The sequence below is a fragment of the Flexivirga endophytica genome, assembly GCF_014640635.1.
GTDB lineage: Bacteria > Actinomycetota > Actinomycetes > Actinomycetales > Dermatophilaceae > Flexivirga > Flexivirga endophytica.
Window position 1 is genome coordinate 88,832 of record NZ_BMHI01000006.1, and the last position, 18,378, is coordinate 107,209.

The 18,378-nt window shown below is 68.7% G+C and carries 14 protein-coding genes; 4 read left to right on the forward strand and 10 right to left on the reverse strand.

Going from position 1 to position 18,378, the window contains the following annotated elements; translation table 11 throughout:
- Positions 1 to 35 precede the first annotated feature (35 nt).
- Positions 36 to 2,243, reverse strand: coding sequence for a helicase-associated domain-containing protein (locus tag IEX71_RS18765; RefSeq protein WP_188838608.1), 2,208 nt, complete (start codon positions 2,241 to 2,243; stop codon positions 36 to 38).
- Between the two features lie 146 nt (positions 2,244 to 2,389).
- Between IEX71_RS18765 and IEX71_RS18770 the strand changes: the two genes are divergently transcribed.
- Together IEX71_RS18770 and IEX71_RS18775 are read left to right on the forward strand one after the other, a co-directional pair.
- Entirely contained in the window at positions 2,390 to 4,027 is a 1,638-nt protein-coding gene (locus IEX71_RS18770; RefSeq protein WP_188838609.1) for an AMP-binding protein, read from the forward strand.
- Positions 4,020 to 4,949: an aldose 1-epimerase family protein gene (locus IEX71_RS18775; protein ID WP_188838610.1), complete on the forward strand. Its 930-nt coding sequence runs from the start codon at positions 4,020 to 4,022 to the stop codon at positions 4,947 to 4,949. Before IEX71_RS18770 ends, IEX71_RS18775 begins: the two co-directional genes overlap by 8 nt.
- A gap of 146 nt (positions 4,950 to 5,095) precedes the next feature.
- Here IEX71_RS18775 and menD read toward each other — a convergent pair whose 3' ends face one another.
- The 5 genes from menD to treY form a co-directional block, all read right to left on the reverse strand.
- Positions 5,096 to 6,859 (reverse strand): 2-succinyl-5-enolpyruvyl-6-hydroxy-3-cyclohexene-1-carboxylic-acid synthase, encoded by a 1,764-nt coding sequence (gene menD / locus IEX71_RS18780; RefSeq protein WP_188838611.1) that lies wholly within the window; start codon positions 6,857 to 6,859, stop codon positions 5,096 to 5,098.
- Positions 6,860 to 6,884: 25 nt separating this feature from the next.
- Complete coding sequence (locus IEX71_RS18785; protein ID WP_229749867.1) at positions 6,885 to 8,213, reverse strand: MFS transporter; 1,329 nt, start codon at positions 8,211 to 8,213, stop codon at positions 6,885 to 6,887.
- 151 nt (positions 8,214 to 8,364) lie between these two features.
- Positions 8,365 to 8,829 (reverse strand): flavodoxin family protein, encoded by a 465-nt coding sequence (locus IEX71_RS18790; RefSeq protein ID WP_188838613.1) that lies wholly within the window; start codon positions 8,827 to 8,829, stop codon positions 8,365 to 8,367.
- Positions 8,826 to 10,553: a malto-oligosyltrehalose trehalohydrolase gene (gene treZ, locus IEX71_RS18795; RefSeq protein ID WP_188838614.1), complete on the reverse strand. Its 1,728-nt coding sequence runs from the start codon at positions 10,551 to 10,553 to the stop codon at positions 8,826 to 8,828. The genes IEX71_RS18790 and treZ overlap by 4 nt, the downstream gene beginning before the upstream one ends.
- A complete protein-coding gene (treY, locus tag IEX71_RS18800; RefSeq protein ID WP_188838615.1) occupies positions 10,550 to 12,958 on the reverse strand; it encodes a malto-oligosyltrehalose synthase in 2,409 nt (802 codons plus the stop codon). The genes treZ and treY overlap by 4 nt, the downstream gene beginning before the upstream one ends.
- Before the next feature lie 198 nt (positions 12,959 to 13,156).
- Between treY and IEX71_RS18805 the strand changes: the two genes are divergently transcribed.
- Complete coding sequence (locus IEX71_RS18805; protein WP_188838616.1) at positions 13,157 to 14,020, forward strand: DUF559 domain-containing protein; 864 nt, start codon at positions 13,157 to 13,159, stop codon at positions 14,018 to 14,020.
- Between the two features lie 79 nt (positions 14,021 to 14,099).
- Here IEX71_RS18805 and IEX71_RS18810 read toward each other — a convergent pair whose 3' ends face one another.
- Positions 14,100 to 14,873, reverse strand: coding sequence for an NAD(P)H-dependent oxidoreductase (locus tag IEX71_RS18810; protein WP_188838617.1), 774 nt, complete (start codon positions 14,871 to 14,873; stop codon positions 14,100 to 14,102).
- An 84-nt stretch (positions 14,874 to 14,957) separates the two neighbouring features.
- On the opposite strand from IEX71_RS18810, the gene IEX71_RS18815 reads away from it, so the two are divergent.
- Entirely contained in the window at positions 14,958 to 15,311 is a 354-nt protein-coding gene (locus tag IEX71_RS18815) for a winged helix-turn-helix transcriptional regulator (protein ID WP_188838618.1), read from the forward strand.
- 13 nt (positions 15,312 to 15,324) lie between these two features.
- On the opposite strand, the gene IEX71_RS18820 is transcribed toward IEX71_RS18815, so the two are convergent.
- From IEX71_RS18820 to IEX71_RS18830, 3 genes are all read right to left on the reverse strand, one after another.
- Positions 15,325 to 16,341, reverse strand: a complete 1,017-nt coding sequence (locus tag IEX71_RS18820; protein ID WP_188838619.1) for a GNAT family N-acetyltransferase — start codon at positions 16,339 to 16,341, stop codon at positions 15,325 to 15,327.
- The gene (locus tag IEX71_RS18825; RefSeq protein ID WP_188838620.1) at positions 16,338 to 16,751 is read right to left on the reverse strand and encodes a VOC family protein; all 414 of its coding nucleotides are present in this window, start codon (positions 16,749 to 16,751) and stop codon (positions 16,338 to 16,340) included. Before IEX71_RS18825 ends, IEX71_RS18820 begins: the two co-directional genes overlap by 4 nt.
- A 308-nt stretch (positions 16,752 to 17,059) precedes the next feature.
- On the reverse strand, positions 17,060 to 18,343 hold the full coding sequence (locus IEX71_RS18830) for a CapA family protein (RefSeq protein WP_188838621.1): 1,284 nt from the start codon (positions 18,341 to 18,343) through the stop codon (positions 17,060 to 17,062).
- Positions 18,344 to 18,378: the final 35 nt, after the last annotated feature.

An 18,378-nucleotide genomic window follows, 5' to 3' on the forward strand; every position in this document is an offset into this window, starting at 1 on the left:
GACGCTCGTCCCTCGCTCCTCAAGGAACGCCCTTGTCATGCGGGTGCGACGCCGGTGATGCGATGGATCGAGAAGGTCCGCGACTCCGAGCCGCCCTTGCCGACGGATCCGGTGACCCGACCGCCGTCGGCCCGCTGCGGCCGGAACAAGGTGCGGTGCAGCACGCCGCCGGGGTCGGAGTAACCGATCCACACCGCCGACCCGTCCGCGGCTGCGTTCTGAAGCATCGCCAGCGTCACCGTCGGATCCGTCGAGGGGATGCGCGGACCCGAGCCGTTCGCCGACCGCCCGGCGGCCGCCGTCTCGCCTCGGCGGGCGCGCGCGATGACCTCGTCGATGACTTCGCTCGTGACGGCGTCGAGACGAGGCGGCCCGCTCACTGCCGGGGCAGCGGCGCGTGCGTGGCCACCACCGACATGGATGACGTGTCCGTCCTGGCCCTCCGCGACCGGTGAATAGCCGTGCTGCCGCAGCATTTCCAGCACGGTGGCAGGGTGCGCAGGCGACACCACGACGGTCGGTGCGATCTTGCGCAACTGCAGGGCAGACAGGTTGCGGTCGCTGCTCATCGCGTCGAGCATGGCGATGTCGTCATTGCGCAGGTAGCAGCCGGCCGTGCCGACCCTGGTCTGTCCGTGGCGGCGTGCGACGTCCGAGATCAGATACTCCAACGGCTGGGGCAGCGGGGTCGGGCTCGCCACCGTGAGTTGCTCGGTCAGCTCGCTCGCAGACCGCCCAGCGTCCAGTGCGCGTCGGATGCTCTTGTCGGTGAAGCGGTAAACCGTTGCCCCACCGCGGGACTCGACGTCCGCAGCCGCCTGCATCAACGAGTGCAGTTGCTCGGTCAGCGGGCCGGGGGCCACCGCCGTCAGGTCGGCCTGCAGCAACAGGTGATCGACCGGGGCCGGCATCGCCGAGTCCATCGCTGCCGCGGCGCCACCGCCGGCCAGCAGTGCCCGTCCGGGCGTCGACAGCACCCCGCGCCCGGTCACCCCGAGCCAGGCGGCCTCACGCAGCACCTCATCGGCCCGGGTGGGCGCGCCCTCCGGCAGGCGAAGCGGGCGCTGCCAGTGCAGCACGGCATCGACGTACTCGGTTGGTACCCCTACGGATCGGTCGATGCCGGCCAGGATTTCGAGGACGTCGTGACGTCGGGTCCGCATCATCGGCCAACCCACCTCGGTGCTCAGGACGTTGATCGTGCCCTGGTCGGACGACGTGCCGGCCAACGAGGGCGCACGCGAGCTGTCCAGCCATGCGGTCGCGAGGGTGGCCCAGCGGGACGCCCGGCCCGAGTCGGCCCAGTCGTCATAGGCGGCGGTGGGCAGCCAACTGGGTTCGAAGTCACCGTCGTTCGCGATGAGCCGGGCGGCATACGCGATCTCGATGACGAAGGCTGCCAGCTCGAGATCGGCATCGAGCGCGGAGGCGGCCGCGCGGTGGTCACGCACGCTCAGCCCGCCGGAGCGGAGCACACGAGGGGGCGAGGTGTCCCACGAGCGGACGAGGGCGTCGACCCGCCAGAGAATGTCGAGCGCCGCGCCGGCCGCATCCGCGTCCACGTCGTGCGCGGGCAGTTCGCGGGTCGGAGCCGTCGGCGGCGTGACCCCGTCCTCGTAGAGCTGTCCGCCCCGCAGCGCCAAGCCCACCTCGCGTGGGATGACGCCGCCCCCGTCGTCGGCGCGGACGACGATCCCGGCGGTGATCAACTCATCGAGCACCGAGGTCGCCGCGGGCCCGTCGAAGCTGGCTCGCGGATGCCGCCATCGCAACCGGTCAATGGTGGCCTTCGCACCACCGCTCAGGCTCTCGTATGCCGCTGGCGCGTCGGCGCTGCGGTCGGGAACGCCGAGTTCGCGAGCGGGCGGACCGAGCCGGGCGGGGCTGCTGAGGATCTCGGCCACGGCCCGCGCCGGGCGGAAACCCTCCGGGCTGCGCCACAGCAGGGCCTCGTCCCACAACGTGCGGCATACGGCCTGGACGTTCCGTTTGGTGGTCTTCAGCAACTTCGGCGCAGCGTCCGCGCCGTCGACGAGCACCGCTTCGAGCACGCGGAGCCGGTCGGCCGACAGTCGGTCGAGCGCGCGCTGCACGCTGCCGCGGGTGGCCGCTCGAGCCGCCAGTGACGTCAGATCGGCGGGGGCCGGGCGGGTCAGGTCCGGTCGCGCCGCGAGCAACACGCGCAACTGGGCGTCAGTACGCGCGCGAAGGTCGTCGGCGAAACTGCGGGCGGACTTCGGCACCGCACCAGGATAGGGCGGCCGGGTCTGGCGAACGACGGCGCGAGGCTGTCGGCCGGAATGTCCGGCCTTCGGCGACGCAGTGCCACGACGATGCGCTCTGACCTACTGTGAGAGGCGTCACGTCGCCAGTCGTAGGAGGTCCTCCGATGCCCGCTGCCAGTCGCCCGTCATACGCCAGTGGAACCTCGCAGGTGCCGTTGCTCGGCGACACGATCGGCGACAACCTGCGCCGCACGGTCGAGCTTTTCCCGGAACGCGACGCGATGGTCGACATGCCGAGTGGGCGTCGGTGGACCTACGCCGAGTTCGACGCTGCGGTCGACGACGTTGCGCGCGGCCTGATGGCTGCCGGGGTCGAGAAGGGCGACCGGGTGGGCATCTGGTCGCCCAACTGCCCCGAGTGGACCCTGGTGCAATACGCCACGGCGCGGATCGGCGCGATCATGGTGTGCGTCAACCCGGCATACCGATCCCACGAGTTGTCGTATGTCGTCAAGCAATCCGGTATGCGGATGATCGTCAGCGCGCAGACGCACAAGACGTCCGACTACCGGTCGATGGTCGAGCAGGTGCGCGGTGAGTGCCGTGACCTGCAGCAAGTGGTCTACATCGGCGACCCGACGTGGGACGACCTGGTTGCCGGTGCGAGCCGGGTGACGGTCGAAGAGCTGACCCGGCGAGCTGACGGGCTCTCCGCGGACAACCCGATCAACATCCAATACACATCTGGCACAACGGGATTCCCCAAAGGCGCCACGCTCTCGCACCACAACATCCTCAACAATGGCTATTTCGTCGGTGAGCTGGTCAACTACACCGAGCAGGACCGCATCTGCCTGCCGGTGCCCTTCTACCACTGCTTCGGCATGGTGATGGGCAACCTCGCGGCGACCTCACACGGTGCCTGCATGGTGATCCCGGCGCCGTCCTTCGAGGCCGAAGCGACCCTGAAAGCCGTTTCGGCGGAAGGCTGCACGTCGCTGTATGGCGTCCCCACGATGTTCATCGCCGAGCTCGCGCTGATCGATCAGGGCGAGCAGACCTTCGACCTGAGCACGCTGCGCACCGGCATCATGGCCGGCTCGCCGTGCCCGGTAGAGGTGATGAAGCGGGTGATCGCGGAGATGAACATGAGCGAGGTCGCGATCTGCTACGGCATGACCGAGACGTCGCCGGTGTCGACGATGACCCGCACCGACGACACGCTGGCCCGGCGCACCGAGACGACCGGCCGGGTGATGCCTCACCTGGAGGTCAAGATCGTCGACCCCGCAACGGGTTTGACGGTGCCGCAGGGCGGCACCGGCGAGCTGTGCACCCGCGGCTACAGCGTGATGCTTGGCTACTGGGAGCAGCCGGACAAGACGGCCGAGGCGATCGACACCGCGCGGTGGATGCACACCGGCGACCTCGCGACGATGGATGACGACGGTTACGTCAATGTCGTCGGTCGCATCAAGGACCTGGTGATCCGCGGCGGTGAAAACGTCTACCCGCGCGAGATCGAGGAGTTCCTCTACACGCATCCGAGGATCGCCGACGTGCAGGTCATCGGCGTGCCGGACGAGAAGTACGGCGAGGAGCTGATGGCGTGGATCATCATGCGGTCAGGGGAGGAGCCGGTCGACGCCGACGCCATACGGGAGTTCTGCAGTGGGCGGCTCGCGCACTACAAGATCCCGCGCTACGTGCACGTGACCGAGGAGTTCCCAATGACGGTGACGGGCAAGATCCGCAAGGTCGAGATGCGTGAGGCTGCGCGTAAGATCCTCGGTAATGACTGAGGAACAACAGATTTCGCCGTCGGGCGAGCAATGGGAGATCAGTCACGGGGAGCAGCGGCTCACCGTGGTGGGCGTCGGTGGCGGCATACGCTCGTATGACATGGGCGGTCGCCCCGTGCTGCACGGCTACCCGGTCGACGCGAAGGCCGACGCCGGTCGTGGACAACTGCTGATGCCGTGGCCCAATCGGATCGCCGACGGCAGATACACCTTCGCAGGCAAGCAGCAGCAGTTGCCGCTGACCGAGCCGGCGCGGCTCAACGCGTCTCACGGCCTGGTCCGGTGGGAGCAGTGGTCGCTCGTCGAGCAGAGCGATTCGACTGTGACTGTTGGTTTTCGGCTGATGCCGAGCCCGGGGTGGGGCGCCATACTCGATCTGCGGGTGCGCTACGAGCTCGGTGATGATGGGCTGACGGTGACCCCGAGTGCGACCAACGTCGGGTCGACGCGCGCACCGTTCGGGTTCGGCGCGCATCCCTACCTGACCGTCGGCGAGGACGCGGTCGACGAGCTGACGCTGTCCCTGCCCGCGACCGAATACCTCACGGTCGATGACCGACTGCTGCCGACCGGGACCAAGTCGGTCGAGGGCAGCGACTACGACTTCCGCGAGCCCCGACCGATCGGAGACGCGGTGGTCGACACGGCGTTCACCGGGCTGACCGCGGAGGCGGACGGCCGCTGGCGGGTCACGATCAGCACCGCCGAGCGCAGCACCACGTTGTGGGCGCAGGCCGAGAAGTTCGGCTACACGCAGGTTTTCACCGGCGACTCGCTACCTCCGGCGCGCGCCCGTCGCGCCGGTGTCGCCGTCGAGCCGATGAGTTGCCCCGCCGGCGCCTTCGCCACCGGCGAGTCACTCGTGGTGCTCGAGCCGGGGGACACCTGGACCGGCCAGTGGGGCATCGCGCACCGCGGCTGACGCCGATATTGACGGCAACCCCCATTTGCCGAGAGGACAGGCAAATGTCGACGGGACAGGGGATTGCGCCCGACTTTGGCCCGATTCCCCTATCCACTCGTTGATCCGCTGTCCTCTCGGCAAGGGGGTGGTGCGCTGCTTCGTCCCTAGGGGGTTGCCTTGGGGGCGAGGGCGGCGGCTGCGGCGGCGCCGAGCTCGGCGCGGAACTCCCGCTGCCCGGCGCGCGAGATACGCACCTCACACACGCGAATCCCCTTGCCCGGCTTGGCGATTCGATCAGCGAGCGCGTCCGCATCGTCGACATACTCGTGCTCGATGCCGTGCGCGGCGCACAGCGCGCTGATGTCGGTGTCGGTCGGGGTGGCGAAGATCCGCTCGAACGGACCGGCCAGCGCCTCCTTGCCGGGCTCTAGGGTGCCGAAGATGCCGCCGCCGTTGTCGTTCATGACCACGATCGTCAGGTCGGGGCGGGCCTCGTGCGGGCCGATCAGCAACGCGTTGGTGTCGTGCAGGAACGTCAGGTCACCGACCAGCGCGGCTGCGGGATGTGGTGCGCGGGCGAGCGCGAAGCCGATGGCGGACGAGACGACGCCGTCGATACCGGCGAGCCCGCGGTTGCCGACCGCGACGACCCCGTGGGTGATCTCCCGCGGATCGCGCGCCAGGTCCAGGTCGCGAGCGGTGTTGGAGGATCCGACATACAGACCGGCGTCCGCGGGCAGATTGTGCACCACGGTGCGGGCGACTGCCGGCCCGCTCGGCCAGCTTGCCTCGATCAGCGGTACCGCCGCGGCCGCGACGACCTGGCCGGCGGTGCGCCACTGCGACGCCCACGCCCGGTCGACGCAGGACGCGACGGCCTGGTGGCTGCGTTCGATGTCGTCCCAGTCGTGCACGCGGCGTACGACGTGGCCGGGGTCGGCCCACGAGGTCAGCGGCGTGACGGCCTCGACCGTGACTGCCGGATTGCGCAGCAGCCGGGCGACTTCGCGGTCGAGGGTGACGCGACCGCCGATCAGCACGCGCTCTGGAAGGTGATCGTCGACCCATTCGTGTGCGCGCAGTAGCAAGGGCCCGTTCGGGGTGACGCGACCGCGGCGGTAGGCGCCGAACGGCTCGGCCATGATCGGCCAGCCGGCAGCATCCGCGAGCTCGGCCAGCTCGGAGGACTGCTGCGAAGCGGGCAAGTCACCCAGCAGCACCAGGGTCCGCGGCACCGGCGCGATTCCGGAGCCGGTGACGACACCGCGCCGGGCGTGGGAGTCCGGCCGGCGCAGGCTCAGCCATGCCTCGCCGTGCGGTCGCCCGGTCAGTGGCTCCGGCCAGTCGGTGGCGTCGTCGTCCAACGTGTCCGGCACCAGCGGATCGCGCAACGGCACGTTGAGGTGGACCGGACCCGGGTCGCCGGATGGGTAACCGCGGGACTCGGCCACCGCGCGGCCGATGACCGACCGCCAGATCGCCTGCTGATCGGGCCGACGCTCCGGGGTGCCGAACTCGTGGAACCACCGGGTCGCACCGGCGAAGAGCTTCACCTGGTCGGTGGTCTGGTTGGCGCCGGTGCCGCGCAGCTCCTGTGGTCGGTCCGCGGTCAGCAGGATCATCGGGACGTAGCCGTGGTGGGCCTCGAGCACGGCGGGATAGAGGTTCGCCACGGCTGTGCCACTGGTGGTGATGACCGGAACCGGCATACGGGATGCCTTGGCCAAGCCGAGGGCGAGGTATGCCGCGGACCGCTCGTCGACCCGCACGTGCAGGCGCACGCGCCCGGCCCGCTCTGCGGCCTCGGCGGCATACGCCAGCGGCGCGGAGCGCGACCCCGGCGCCAGGACGATCTCGCGCACACCCTGGCGGATGAGCTCGTCCAGCAACACGGTCGCGATGGCAGCGGAAGGATTCACGTGTGCCATCCTCCCGCACCGGTCGGCGGCGCTGTCAGGCGACGGTGGCTGCCGCTTCTTCGGGCGCCGGCCGGTCCCGGGCGAGCACGTCGGCGGGCACTTCCCGCGCGAGGAAGGCCTCGGCCGCGCGGACGGCCGGATGCATTCCGGCGGTAGCGAACACGACGATCGCCGCGATCGCCAGCCACCCGGGACCGTGCCAGCTGAGCGCCAGGAACGTGTATGCCGCAGGTGCCCACCGACCGCCGAGCGTCGCGAAGACCTCCTGCACGCCGCCGTATTCGCCACGACGCCGCGGATCCATCAGCTCGGCCTGGAACGCCCAACTGCTGGCGGAGATCGCCAACTCCGCGCCCGTCACGGTGACATGGCCCAGCCAGACCAACGTGACGGTCAGCAGCCCGGACGTGCTGTGCGTGCCCATCGTGATCAAGCAGGACAGCACGAAGAACGCACCGGAGATCCGCACGGCCTTCAGCGCATCGGCGAGCGTGTGTATGCCGCGCGTCGTGTATGCCGGCAGGAAGATGCACATCACCGTGTTGGTGCCGAAGAGCCACGCCAGCAACCAGTGCGGCGAGTCCGTTGCCTCGACCAGCCAGAGCGGGATCACGACGTTGAGCAACACCTGGTTGGTCCACATCGTGCCGCTGAAGAAGCTGACGCCCATCCAGCCGAAATTGTGCAGCGGACCCTTGCCGGGGATCGGCTCTGCTTTGATCTTGCGGTCCCGCTTCGCGGCGCGCTCGTCGTGCGAGGCGCGCGGCAGTCGAGCGATCCAGAAGGCGTTGATCAGCCCGATCACCAACGTCAGCAACGGCATCCAGCGCAGCACGGTCAGATTGTCGAAGGCGAGAGCGACGCCGCCGATGATCGCGCCGAGCGTGAAGCCGACGTTGAGCGCGGAGTACATGTAGGCCTGGGTGCGGACCCGCTCCTGCTCGGGCATCACGTCCAGGATGTAGGCATTGCGGCCGGCGCCGGCGGCGTTCTCGATGATCTCGAAGAGGATCACCATCAGCAGGTATGCCGAGAAGCCCGTCATGAACGGCCACAGCCCGAACATCAGCGCCGCGAGCAGCGCGCCCGCCGACCACATGCGCTTCGGACCGAGCACGTCCACGACGCGACCGGCCGGGTACGCGACGAGGAACGACACCACACCGGCGATCGTCAGGCCGAGCCCGACCTGAGCCGCCGACAGCCCGACGACCTGGGTGAAGAAGACGGCGCTGCCGGTCAGGAAGGTGCCTTCACCGGTCGCGAACAGCAAGGACTGCAGCGATAACCGGCGCGACAGGGGAGTCGGCGGTATCAGCTGCGTCAGCCCGTTGCGGGTGCGAGCGAAGGCTGGTTTCGGCACATCGTTCAGAAGACCACGACGCACCGACATGCGTCACCCGATTTTCGCTCAGCCACCCCACGCCGAGTGACGGCTTCCTCGGCGAGCGACGGCGCCATACAACCGTCATTCGGCGAAGAAGCCGTCATTCGCGGAGCGGGTGGGAGGGGGGTCAGGCGCCCTCGGCGACGAGTGCGGCCAGCGTGCCGCCGAGCTCGGTGAGAGCGTCCCGCTCGTCGTCGGACTCCACCCGCAAAATCTCCACCGGCTCGGCCGCGAGACGCCATTCGAGCCCGGTGGTGATCGACTCCAGCGACCGCCGCGCGCCGGTGGTGTCCGAGCGCCCGTGGATCCAGAAGGAGAACGGCCGGCGCGACACCTTGCCGCGGGTGTCGTCATACGTGGAGTCGAAGGCGTGCTTCATGGCGCCCGACATGTAGCCGAAGTTCGCCGGAGTGCCGAGCAGGTAGCCGTCCGCGGTCAGGAAGTCGTCGATCGTCACCGACAACGCCTCGACGACGCGTATGTCGACGGGCGGTAGCTCCTCGTGTCGCGCGCCTGTGAGGACGGCGTCGAGCAGCGAGCGCAGCCGTGGCGTGGGCGAGTGGTGCAGGACGAGCAGTTGCGGTGTGGTCATCGACGCTGTCTCAGGATCGCCACCGAGTCGGGGCCGACCGTCACCTGCTCGGTGCCGCCACCGTCGACCGCACCGAAGGCGAGCACGACGTCACCCGGCATTGCTGCGTCATACGAGCCGAGGTTGATCAGCACGACGTGGTCACCACGGTGCACCCGGATCGTGGCGCCGTTGCGGCGCACCTCCGGGGCGTCGACGGCGCTCAACGCCGGGACGTCACGACGCAGCCGGAGCAGGGCGGCATACCACTCCAGCAGCTCGGCGTGAACGCCCATGGCGACTTCCGCCCAATCGAGCGTCGAGCTCTCGAACGTCGAAACAGCTTGCGGGTCAGGAACATTCGTGGCCCAGCCATGTGCGGCGAACTCACGTGCACGTCCCTCGGACACCGCGTGCGCCAGCTCCGGCTCCTGATGGTCGGTGAAGTACTGCCACGGCGTCGAGGCGCCCCACTCCTCGCCCATGAAGAGCATCGGCGTGTATGGCGAGGTGAGCAGCAGCGCAGCCGCGGCAGCGAGGCGGCCAGGGCTGACAAGCTGCGACAGCCGGTCACCCGTCGCGCGGTTGCCGACCTGGTCGTGTGTCTGCACGGACGCCACGAAGCGCCACGGTGGAGTGCGGTCGAGGTCGACCGGTCGCCCGTGGTGCCGGCCGCGGAAACTGGACCACGTGCCGTCGTGGAAGAACGGTGTTCGCAGCACCTTCTCCAGGGCCGCCGGATCAGCGAAATCCGAGTAATAGCCCTGGGTTTCGCCGGTCAGCGCAACATGCAGGGCGTGATGTATGTCGTCCGCCCACTGCCCACTCAGGCCGAGGCCCGACCCGGTGTCATCGCGGGGGAGCACGGTGCGCGGGTCGTTGCGGTCGGACTCGGCGATCAGGGTCAGTGGGCGGTCGAGCGAGGCGGCGAGCTCGTCGGTCCGACGCGCGAGCTCTTCGAGGACGTGCTCCGCGCGGCCGTCGTGCAACTCGTGCACCGCGTCCAGTCGCAACCCGTCGAAATGGAAGTCCCGCAACCACATCAGAGCGTTGTCGACGAGATAGGCACGCACCTCGTCACTGCCGGCGCCGTCCAGGTTGACCGCCGATCCCCACGGCGTCGCGTAGTGATCGGTGAAATAGGGACCGAACTCGGCCAGATAGTTGCCGCTCGGTCCCAGGTGGTTGTAGACCACGTCCAGCAGCACCCCGAGGCCGCGCTGGTGGCAGGCGTCGACGAACCGTTGGCAGGCGGCAGCGCCGCCGTACACCTCGTGCACGGCGTATGGCGCAACGCCGTCGTAACCCCATCCGCGCTCGCCAGGGAACGCGGCGACCGGCATCACCTCTACCAGCGAGATCCCCAGTGCGACAAGGTGATCCAGCTTCCCGATGGCCGCGTCGAAGGTGCCGTCGGCCGTGAACGTCCCGATGTGCAGCTCGTAGATCGACGCACCCCGCAACGGCTGCCCGGGCCAGGAGGAGTCCTGCCAGTCGTGTGCCGCGAGGTCGACCAGTGCGGAGCGCGCGTGCGGACCGTCCGGTTGGGAGAGGGAGCGGGGATCGGGGCGCTCGGGTCCACCGTCCAGGCAGAACGCGTAGCGGTCTCCGGGCGCAGCGTCGACGGCCGCATGCCACCAGTGGCCGTCACGGGCCATCGGCACCCGGATTTCGCCGAGCACGAGATCGACGGAGTCCCGCGCGTGCGGCGCCCAGACGGCGAGGTCGGGATGCGTCCGCCTCACGACCGCTTCTCCAGCAACGCGACCGGCCAACCGGCGAGCAGCTCGGCGAGGTTCACATGGCCCTCGCTGGTGACGGTGTCCCCGGAGACGTGGTCGAGCCACTCACCCGCAGGCAGCGTGACGGTCGCGTCGGACCAGCCGCCGGACCGCAGCAGCCGACTCGGCGCGCGTGTCGCGAGGGTCACGAACGTCTCGCGGCCGTTGCGTCCGATCGCGCCGGTCAACCGGCTCGGTGCGACCGACCTGGAGAATCCGACGAGATGCTCGGACGTCGAAGCCACTGGCTGGTATGACGATTCGGCGCTGAAGGGTCGTGGATGGTCACGACGTGCGTGCAGCGCGGCGGTCACGACCTGCAACTTCTCGGCGTCGAGCCCGGTGCCGTCCTCGACGGTCAGCAACTCCGCCCGCCGCTCGAAATCGACCGGCCTTCGATTGTCCGGATCGACCAGCGACAGGTCGACCAGCTCAGTGCCCTGATAGGTGTCGGGAATGCCGGGCATGGTCAGCTGCAGCAACTTGGCGCCGAGCGTGATCGCACGAATCGCCTTGTCATTGGCGGAGATCGCTGAGGCCAGCGCCTTCCGCACCGGACCATCGGCGGAGACCGCGAGGGCGAAGTCGATCACCCGCTGCTCGTAGGCTTCGTCGACCGACAGCCAAGTCGTCTTCAGCGAGGCCTCTCGCAGCGCCTTCTGCAGGTAGGCGGTGAGGCGTTCCTCGGACAGGTCACCGGCGCCCAGCAGTGTCTGCCAGACGAAGTGCGCGGTCCGCCCGTCGACCCGCGCCTTCTTCGCGGCGGTGCGTGTTACCCGTGAAATATCCTGCCAGGCAACAGGATCGCCACCGACGGCGAGCAGGCGGGCGCGCACGTCCTCACTGCGCTTGGTGTCGTGCGTGGACAGTGTCGTCATCGTCCCGGCTCGCGACGCACGGTGTGCCTTCGCCCAGTCGTGCAGCTCGGTCGCCGCCGACCCCGCGACGCGACTCGGGTCACTGCCGACCTCGTTCATCGCGATGAACTCGCCCCAGCGATAGAAGGTGGTGTCCTCGATGCTCTTGGCCATCACCGGCCCCCACGTCTGCTGCAGCCGCACTCCGAAGTCGATCGCTGCCGGACGGCCGTCGGTGAGCAGCGCCAACGGCAGCAACGCCGCCAGCGCCTCCTGCAGGTCCGGCCGAGCTTCCAGGGCGCGGTCGTGCGCCGCCTGCAACTGCTCCCGCTGCTGGGTGGTGGGCTTGTGACCGGGACGGACGTAGACGCGGTAGACATCACTGGCGACAAGCAGTTCGATGACTGCGCCACGCAAGTCTTCGACGGATTGCTCGGGCAGTGCTTCCTGCGACCGCCGGGTCAGTCGCTCGACCTCGGGCTGCAGTGACTCGGCGATGACCTGCCGCTTGGCGACTTCCACGGCGTGCGCGTAGTCGGGATCCCCACCTGTGGCCGTCCACGCCGCCGACAACGCGGCCACCGGCTCCGGGTCCGCGAGCGCGGACTGTATGACGCGCAGCGCGTCATACCCGATGGTGCCGGCGCACTTCCACGATCGCGGGAGCGACTCGTCCGGCTCGAGGATCTTCTCGACCCAGACCGGCGTCCCTCGTGACGCCTTGTCGCGCAGCCGGGCCAGGTAGCCGATCGGGTCGGCCAGGCCGTCGGGATGGTCGATGCGGAACCCGTCGATCAGGCCGTCGTGGTTGAGCTCCAGCAGCAGTGCGTGCGAGGCGTCGAAGACCTCCGGTTCCTCCACGCGTATGGCGATGAGCGTGTCCACCTCGAAGAACCGCCGGTAGTTGAGGACGGCGTCCTTCGCACGCCAGTGCACGAGCCGATAGTGCTGACGCTCAAGGAGTTCCGCGACATCGTCGGTGCTGTCGGTGCCGACCGACAACGGCCACTCGTGATCGAAGTAGCGCAGCACCGGCTCGTCGCCGGTCCGGTCGAGGGTGATCTCGCCATCTGCCAGCACCTCGGCGAGCGGCTTCCCGAGGAACGGCAGGCCGACGCGGCCGCCGCCGGCCTTCCAGTCGATGTCGAACCAGCCGGCGGTGCCCGCGTCGCGACCGTCCCGAAGGAGCTCCCACAGCTGACGATTCATCGATTCCGGTGCCGGGATCGCCATGTGGTTGGGCACCACGTCCACGACGAGACCGAGGCCACGACTGTGCGCCGCGGTGACCAGCTGCTCGAACGCCGCTCGCCCGCCGAGCTCATCACTGATCCGGGAGTGATCGACGACGTCATACCCGTGCATCGAACCGGGAGCGGCCTGCAGGATCGGCGAAAGGTAGAGGTGTGAGACCCCCAGCGCGGCAAGATAATCCAGCTGTGTCGCCGCGTCGGCGAAGGTGAACCCGGCGTGCAGCTGCAGCCGGTAGGTGCTGGTCACGTCGCGAGCCATGGTCCCCATCATGCCTGTGCGCCCTGCCGCCGCGGTGGCCCCACCCGCACCTCGGGGGACCGGCTTCGTCCCGAGATGTGAGTAGTTGTCGTTCTGGGCGCCCCGGAACGACAACTACTCATAACTCGGCGAGAGTCCCGCCCGCTGCCTGTGGACAACCGAAAGCACGTCAACGGTCGTGCCCAGCAGAATCCCGGGATGACCCGCCGCCCGTCGCCGCTTCCCGCGGGGTTCGGCGATGCCTTTACATATGGCGAGGCGCTCGCGCAGGGCGTCACGCCGTGCCGGCTGCGCCATACGGGCCTCGCGTCGCCGACTCGCAGCCTGCGGGTCATCGGCGATCTCGGCGATCTTCGTGATCGGGCGGCGGCGTACCTTCTCGTGCTGCCGACGTGCGCGGTGTTCTCGCATGCGACGGCGGCTCAACTTCTCGAGCTGCCCGTGCCGTCCGACGACCGGTTGCACGTGACCGTGCCGAACGGCGTCCAGGTGCGTCGCAGGGGCGTCGTTGTCCATCACGGGGAGGTCGATGACAGCCGCTCCCTCGGCGGCATACCGGTGACGTCTGCTCTTCGCACCTGGTCCGACCTGGCTGCGTTGCTGGGCGTGGACGACCTCGTGGTGCTCGGCGATGCGATCCTGCACCACTCGCCGAGCCTGGAGGCTGAGCTCCGTCGGCTGCCGGCCGAGCGCACTGGACGACGCGGTGTTCGCGCGGCGCGCTCGGCGGCGGAGCTGATCCGGGCGGATGTGTTGTCGCCGCAGGAATCGTTGTGGCGGCTGCGCTTTCACCGCGCCGGCCTCCCGGAGCCAGAACTCAATTCGACGGTCAGGGACTCGCGCGGGAGCTGGCTGGGTGTCGGCGATTTTGTATGGCGCCGTCCGCGCCTCGTCGTCGAGTACGACGGCGACTATCACTTCACCGTCGAGCAGCGGCGTCGTGATCAGGTGCGGCGTCGGGCGATGCGGGACGGCGGATGGCCGGTCATCGAGTTGAACGGCGCCGACAATCGCAACCCGGGTCCCGCCATACGAGCCGTCGCTCATGCGCTGGACCACTGAGTTATGAGAACTTGTCGTTCTGGTGCGCTCAGAACGACAAGTTCTCACAACTCGACGGCGAGAAAGTCGCGCACGCTGCTCACGAAGCGCGCTCCGACCGTAGGTGGATCGCCAGGTCCGTGCGGCCGGTGGCGTGCTCCTTGCGCAGCTGCCGATCGGCGTCATAGTCCTCCAGCATCCGCCGGTAGGGGATGGGCTCGTCCCGGTCGAGCGACGCGAGGCGCGCCCGCACCTGCTCCCGCGCGTCCTCGATGCCGGGCCAGTTCGGGGTGTCCACACCGAGGATGGCCAGTGACTTCAGTGGCGCGATGCCGGTGTACCAGAGGATGCCGTGGGTGATCGGGAAGAGCAGATCGTGGATGTTGCCGTTGAGGCCTCGTTCGCCGAAGGCCGAGTCCCGGTCGCCGGTTGTGGTGATGACCAGGCCGCGCTTGCCGGCGAACGCGCCGTCGCCATACTTGCGCGAATTGCCGTCGGCATCGTGTAGGCCGTAGGCGAAGCCCTGGGTGAAGACGCGGTCGAACCATCCCTTCAGCACCGCCGGCATGCCCGCCCACCACAGCGGGAAGACCAGCACGATCAGATCGGCACGCTCGACGAGTCCCTGGTGCCGCTCGACGACCCCGTCGATCGTGCCGTCGGTGCGGGCGTCATCGGCGTGGTCGCCGACCGGCCGGTGGAACTCGTCCAGCCCGTAGTCGCCCGGCCGGACCACCGCATCCCAGTGCAGATCATTGAGATGCAGCACATCCACGTGATGTCCCTGGGCGGTCAGCTCGGCGCTCGCGGTGCGGGTGAGGTCATCGGTCAAGGAGTGCGCGGAGGGTGCCGCCGAGATGAGAAGTGCTCGCATACCGATAACGCTACGAGCATGGTGCGCATTTCGGTAGTACGGTCTTTGATGTCACTAATGGACGTTGAGGGAACGGAGCGACAGATGCGTGACCCCGTACGCCGAGCCATGGAGATCTGCCCGATCGAGGTCGGGGTCGCGGTCGCCGGTGGCGACTGGAAGATGACGACCGTTTCGAAGCTTGCACCCGGCCCGTTGCGGTTCGGCGAGTTGCAGCGGGAGGTCGGCCCGGTCTCCGCCAAGACCCTCACCCGTCAGTTGCGTGCACTCGAGACCGACGGTGTCGTCATACGCACTGTGTATGCCGAGGTGCCCCCGCGCGTCACCTACGAGCTCACCGAAGCCGGTATGGCGCTCGCGGACATCGCCGACCAGCTCGGCAGCTGGGGCAAGAAGTATGTCGGAGACCCAGCCGACTCCGAATTACGTTCGGGTTGAACGTCATTCGGCTCTAAGGGCGCGTGAACTGGTGCGCGCAGGTGCTGGCCGTGCGCTGGTAGCCGAGCTTCTCGTAGAGACGCAAGGCACCCGACGGATTCGCCGCGTCGACGCCCAATCCTGCTGCGTCCATGCCGAATTCACTGAAGCGGCGCATGGATTCGAGGAGTAGCGCGGCGGCGACGCCCCGTCCGCGATGGCTGCGCAGGACACCCAGCTGGTCGGTGTAACCCTCGGTGTAGCCCTGCGGCTCCCAATCCTGCTCCCAGGCGTAGTTCATCGCACCACCGATCACCCGGTCGGTGCTGTCGTCGATCGCCAGCACGGTCCAGGCGGGGCGGAATGCGTGTGAGTCGATGTTCTCCTGCCACATCTCCGTGGTCGTGTCGGTGTGACCCCAGTGGTCCTGGAATGCCTCGTCCATCACCCGGTGGACCTCGTCGTTGCGCTCGATGTCCCAACCGGCGAGCCGCACTCCGGCGAGGACCGGCACCTCGATGACGCCGTCGAGCCGACGAGACATCTCGAAGAAGTAGCGTTCAGTGGGCAATTCGTTCCGGGTTGCCAGGTCGCGCACGTCTGCCTGCTCGGTCGGCACGAACATCCGCATCACGAGTGGGCCGTAGCCATCGCGTCGTGACGCGTCGTCCCAGGCGAGGCCGTGCGCCAGCTCCCACTGCAGGACCGCCCGTCCGATGCCCTCGCCACGCCGGTCCGGTCGGACCGCTCCGGCGAGGCGGACCCGGCGATGTTCGGTCATGGCCCGGTTGCACCCGGCCCACGCGGTCGCCACGACGTTCCCGTCCGCGTCGCGCGCCACGAGCGTGTCCTCCTCGGGCACCGATCGCGGGGAGTCCCAGAACTCCTCGAGATCGGCGAGCGAGGTGCGCTCGGGGTTCTCGTCATACGCCTCGCACTCGGTGTAGAACGCGGCGATGGCCGGGAGGTCCTCCCTGCCGAACGGCTGCCAGCTGATGCCGGGGAGTTCGTCCAGCGTAAGGCGGGCCACGGCCGCGGAGGGGAGCGTCATACGTTGTCCTTGTTGCCGATTCGCGCTGACTCGTCGGAAGTCAACAGCACGACGTTGCCGTCCGGGTCGTCGACCATCGCGGCATACGGGCCCTGGGTCTGTTTCGGTGCGAGCCGGCCCGTGTATCCGGCGCCGATGAGCTTGGCCCACATCGCATCGACCTCGGCGTCCTCGCCGGCGTAGAACTCCATCAGCTGTTGGTAGCCGCCGGTCGGCCGGGTCCAGGTCGGATCGGTGGTGCTTGCGAAGTCCTCGGTGAGGACGAGGCTGACCCCGCTGCTCATCCGCAGGAGCGAGACCGGCCGGTCCGTGCGCGGGTCGGGCATCGCGAGGCCCAGCGTCCGATAGAACTCCACCGATCTCGCCACGTCACGGACTTCGAGCACGACCATGCTCAGTTGCATCTCCATGTAGCCATTCTGTGTCGCTCGGCCGGTAAGTGACACCGATTTCTCTGGGCGGCGGTCGTGCACGAGTCTCCCCAGTGTCGACCTATGACCAGGTATAGCGGGCGAGGCCGTTCACGACTCGACACTGGGTCGAGGTATGCCGGGTATGGCGCCCGGGGCCGTTCACGACTCGACACTGGGTCGAGGTATGACCGGGTATGGCGCCCGGGGCCGTTCACGACTCGACACTGGGTCGAGGTATGACCGGGTATGGCGCCCGGGGCCGTGCACGGCTCGACACTGGGGAGAGATACACCCGGGCCGCGCGGTCAGCGCAGCGGTGTCGCGCCACAACTGTTGCCGCCGGACCTGACGACCGACGTGGTGCGCTGCCACGACGCGGGATCGGAGCGCTTGGTCACCGGCCGTATGACGTAACCGTTCGCTCGGTCGACACGAGTGGGCCGGAACTTCTCCGTCGAGGTGACCTTGCCCACCGCATCGCGCTTGAACGTGATGACCGCGATCATCCCGTCCTGGACGGCATCGGTCGACCGTTTTCCGCCATACGCGACGATGCCGGCAGTCTGATCGGACAGCGCGTTGCCGAGGCTGTAGTTGACCATCCGCCCGTCGATGCGCTGGCACTCCTGCACCACGTGCGGGTGGTTCCCGATGATGTAGTCCACATTCCCGGAGGAGAGCAATTCCGTTGCGAAGCGGCGCTGTTCGGAGGTTACCTTCTGGTCCTGCTCCTCGCCCCAGTGCATCGACACCAGCACGAGGTCGGCGCCGTGAGCGCGTGCCGCACGGGCGTCCTTCTCGATCCCGGAGACACCGATGACGTCATACAGATTTCCAGCGGCCCACGGCGCGGCCGGCGGGATGTGTCTGGTGTTCCCGACGGTGTTGTCGACCGTGTAGGAGTAGGACAGCTGCGCGATCGTGAAACCCTTCGCGCGGTAGATCGCCGGCTGACCGGGGTGTGCGGCGTCCGGCCCCGGCCCGGCTGCCTCGAGGCCGGCCCGCTGCATGATCGTGCGGGTGTCGCGGACTCCCGGGAGCTGCTGGTCGAACGTGTGGTTGTTCGCGGTGCTGCAGCCGTCGAAGCCCGCGCGCCGCAGCCCCGTCGCGAACGCCGCCGGCGCGCCCATGACGAACCCGTGGCTGAGGTCGGCGCCGGTCGCGCCGAGCGGTGTCTCCAACTGGCAGATGGCCACGTCCGCGTCCCGGATCGTCGGCGCCACCTGCGCGAACATCGGGTCGAAGTCCCAGCCCGGGCCCCGGCGCGCGGCGGCCAACACCGCAGGGTGCGGGATCTCGTCACCCGAGACGGCGACGGTCACCGACCCGGGCCGTCCCTTCCGGGGAGCGGGTGTCAGCGCACTCGACGTCGAGCCGGTCGCGGAGGTCGAAGATGCCTCGGGCGTATGACGACTCGTGGCGCTGGGCACAGCAGTGCGGCTGGTGCTGGTGGCTCCGTGGACGCTGGTGGACCCGGAGGTGCTACCCGTGCCGGCGTCCGGGGAACTCGACACGCCCGAGCAGCCGACGAGCGTGACAGCCACAGCGGTCGCTGCGACGAGCGATAACCGATTGCGGTACAGCCACATGCGCCGTGAGCGTATCCGACAATCCGTAGCGATTC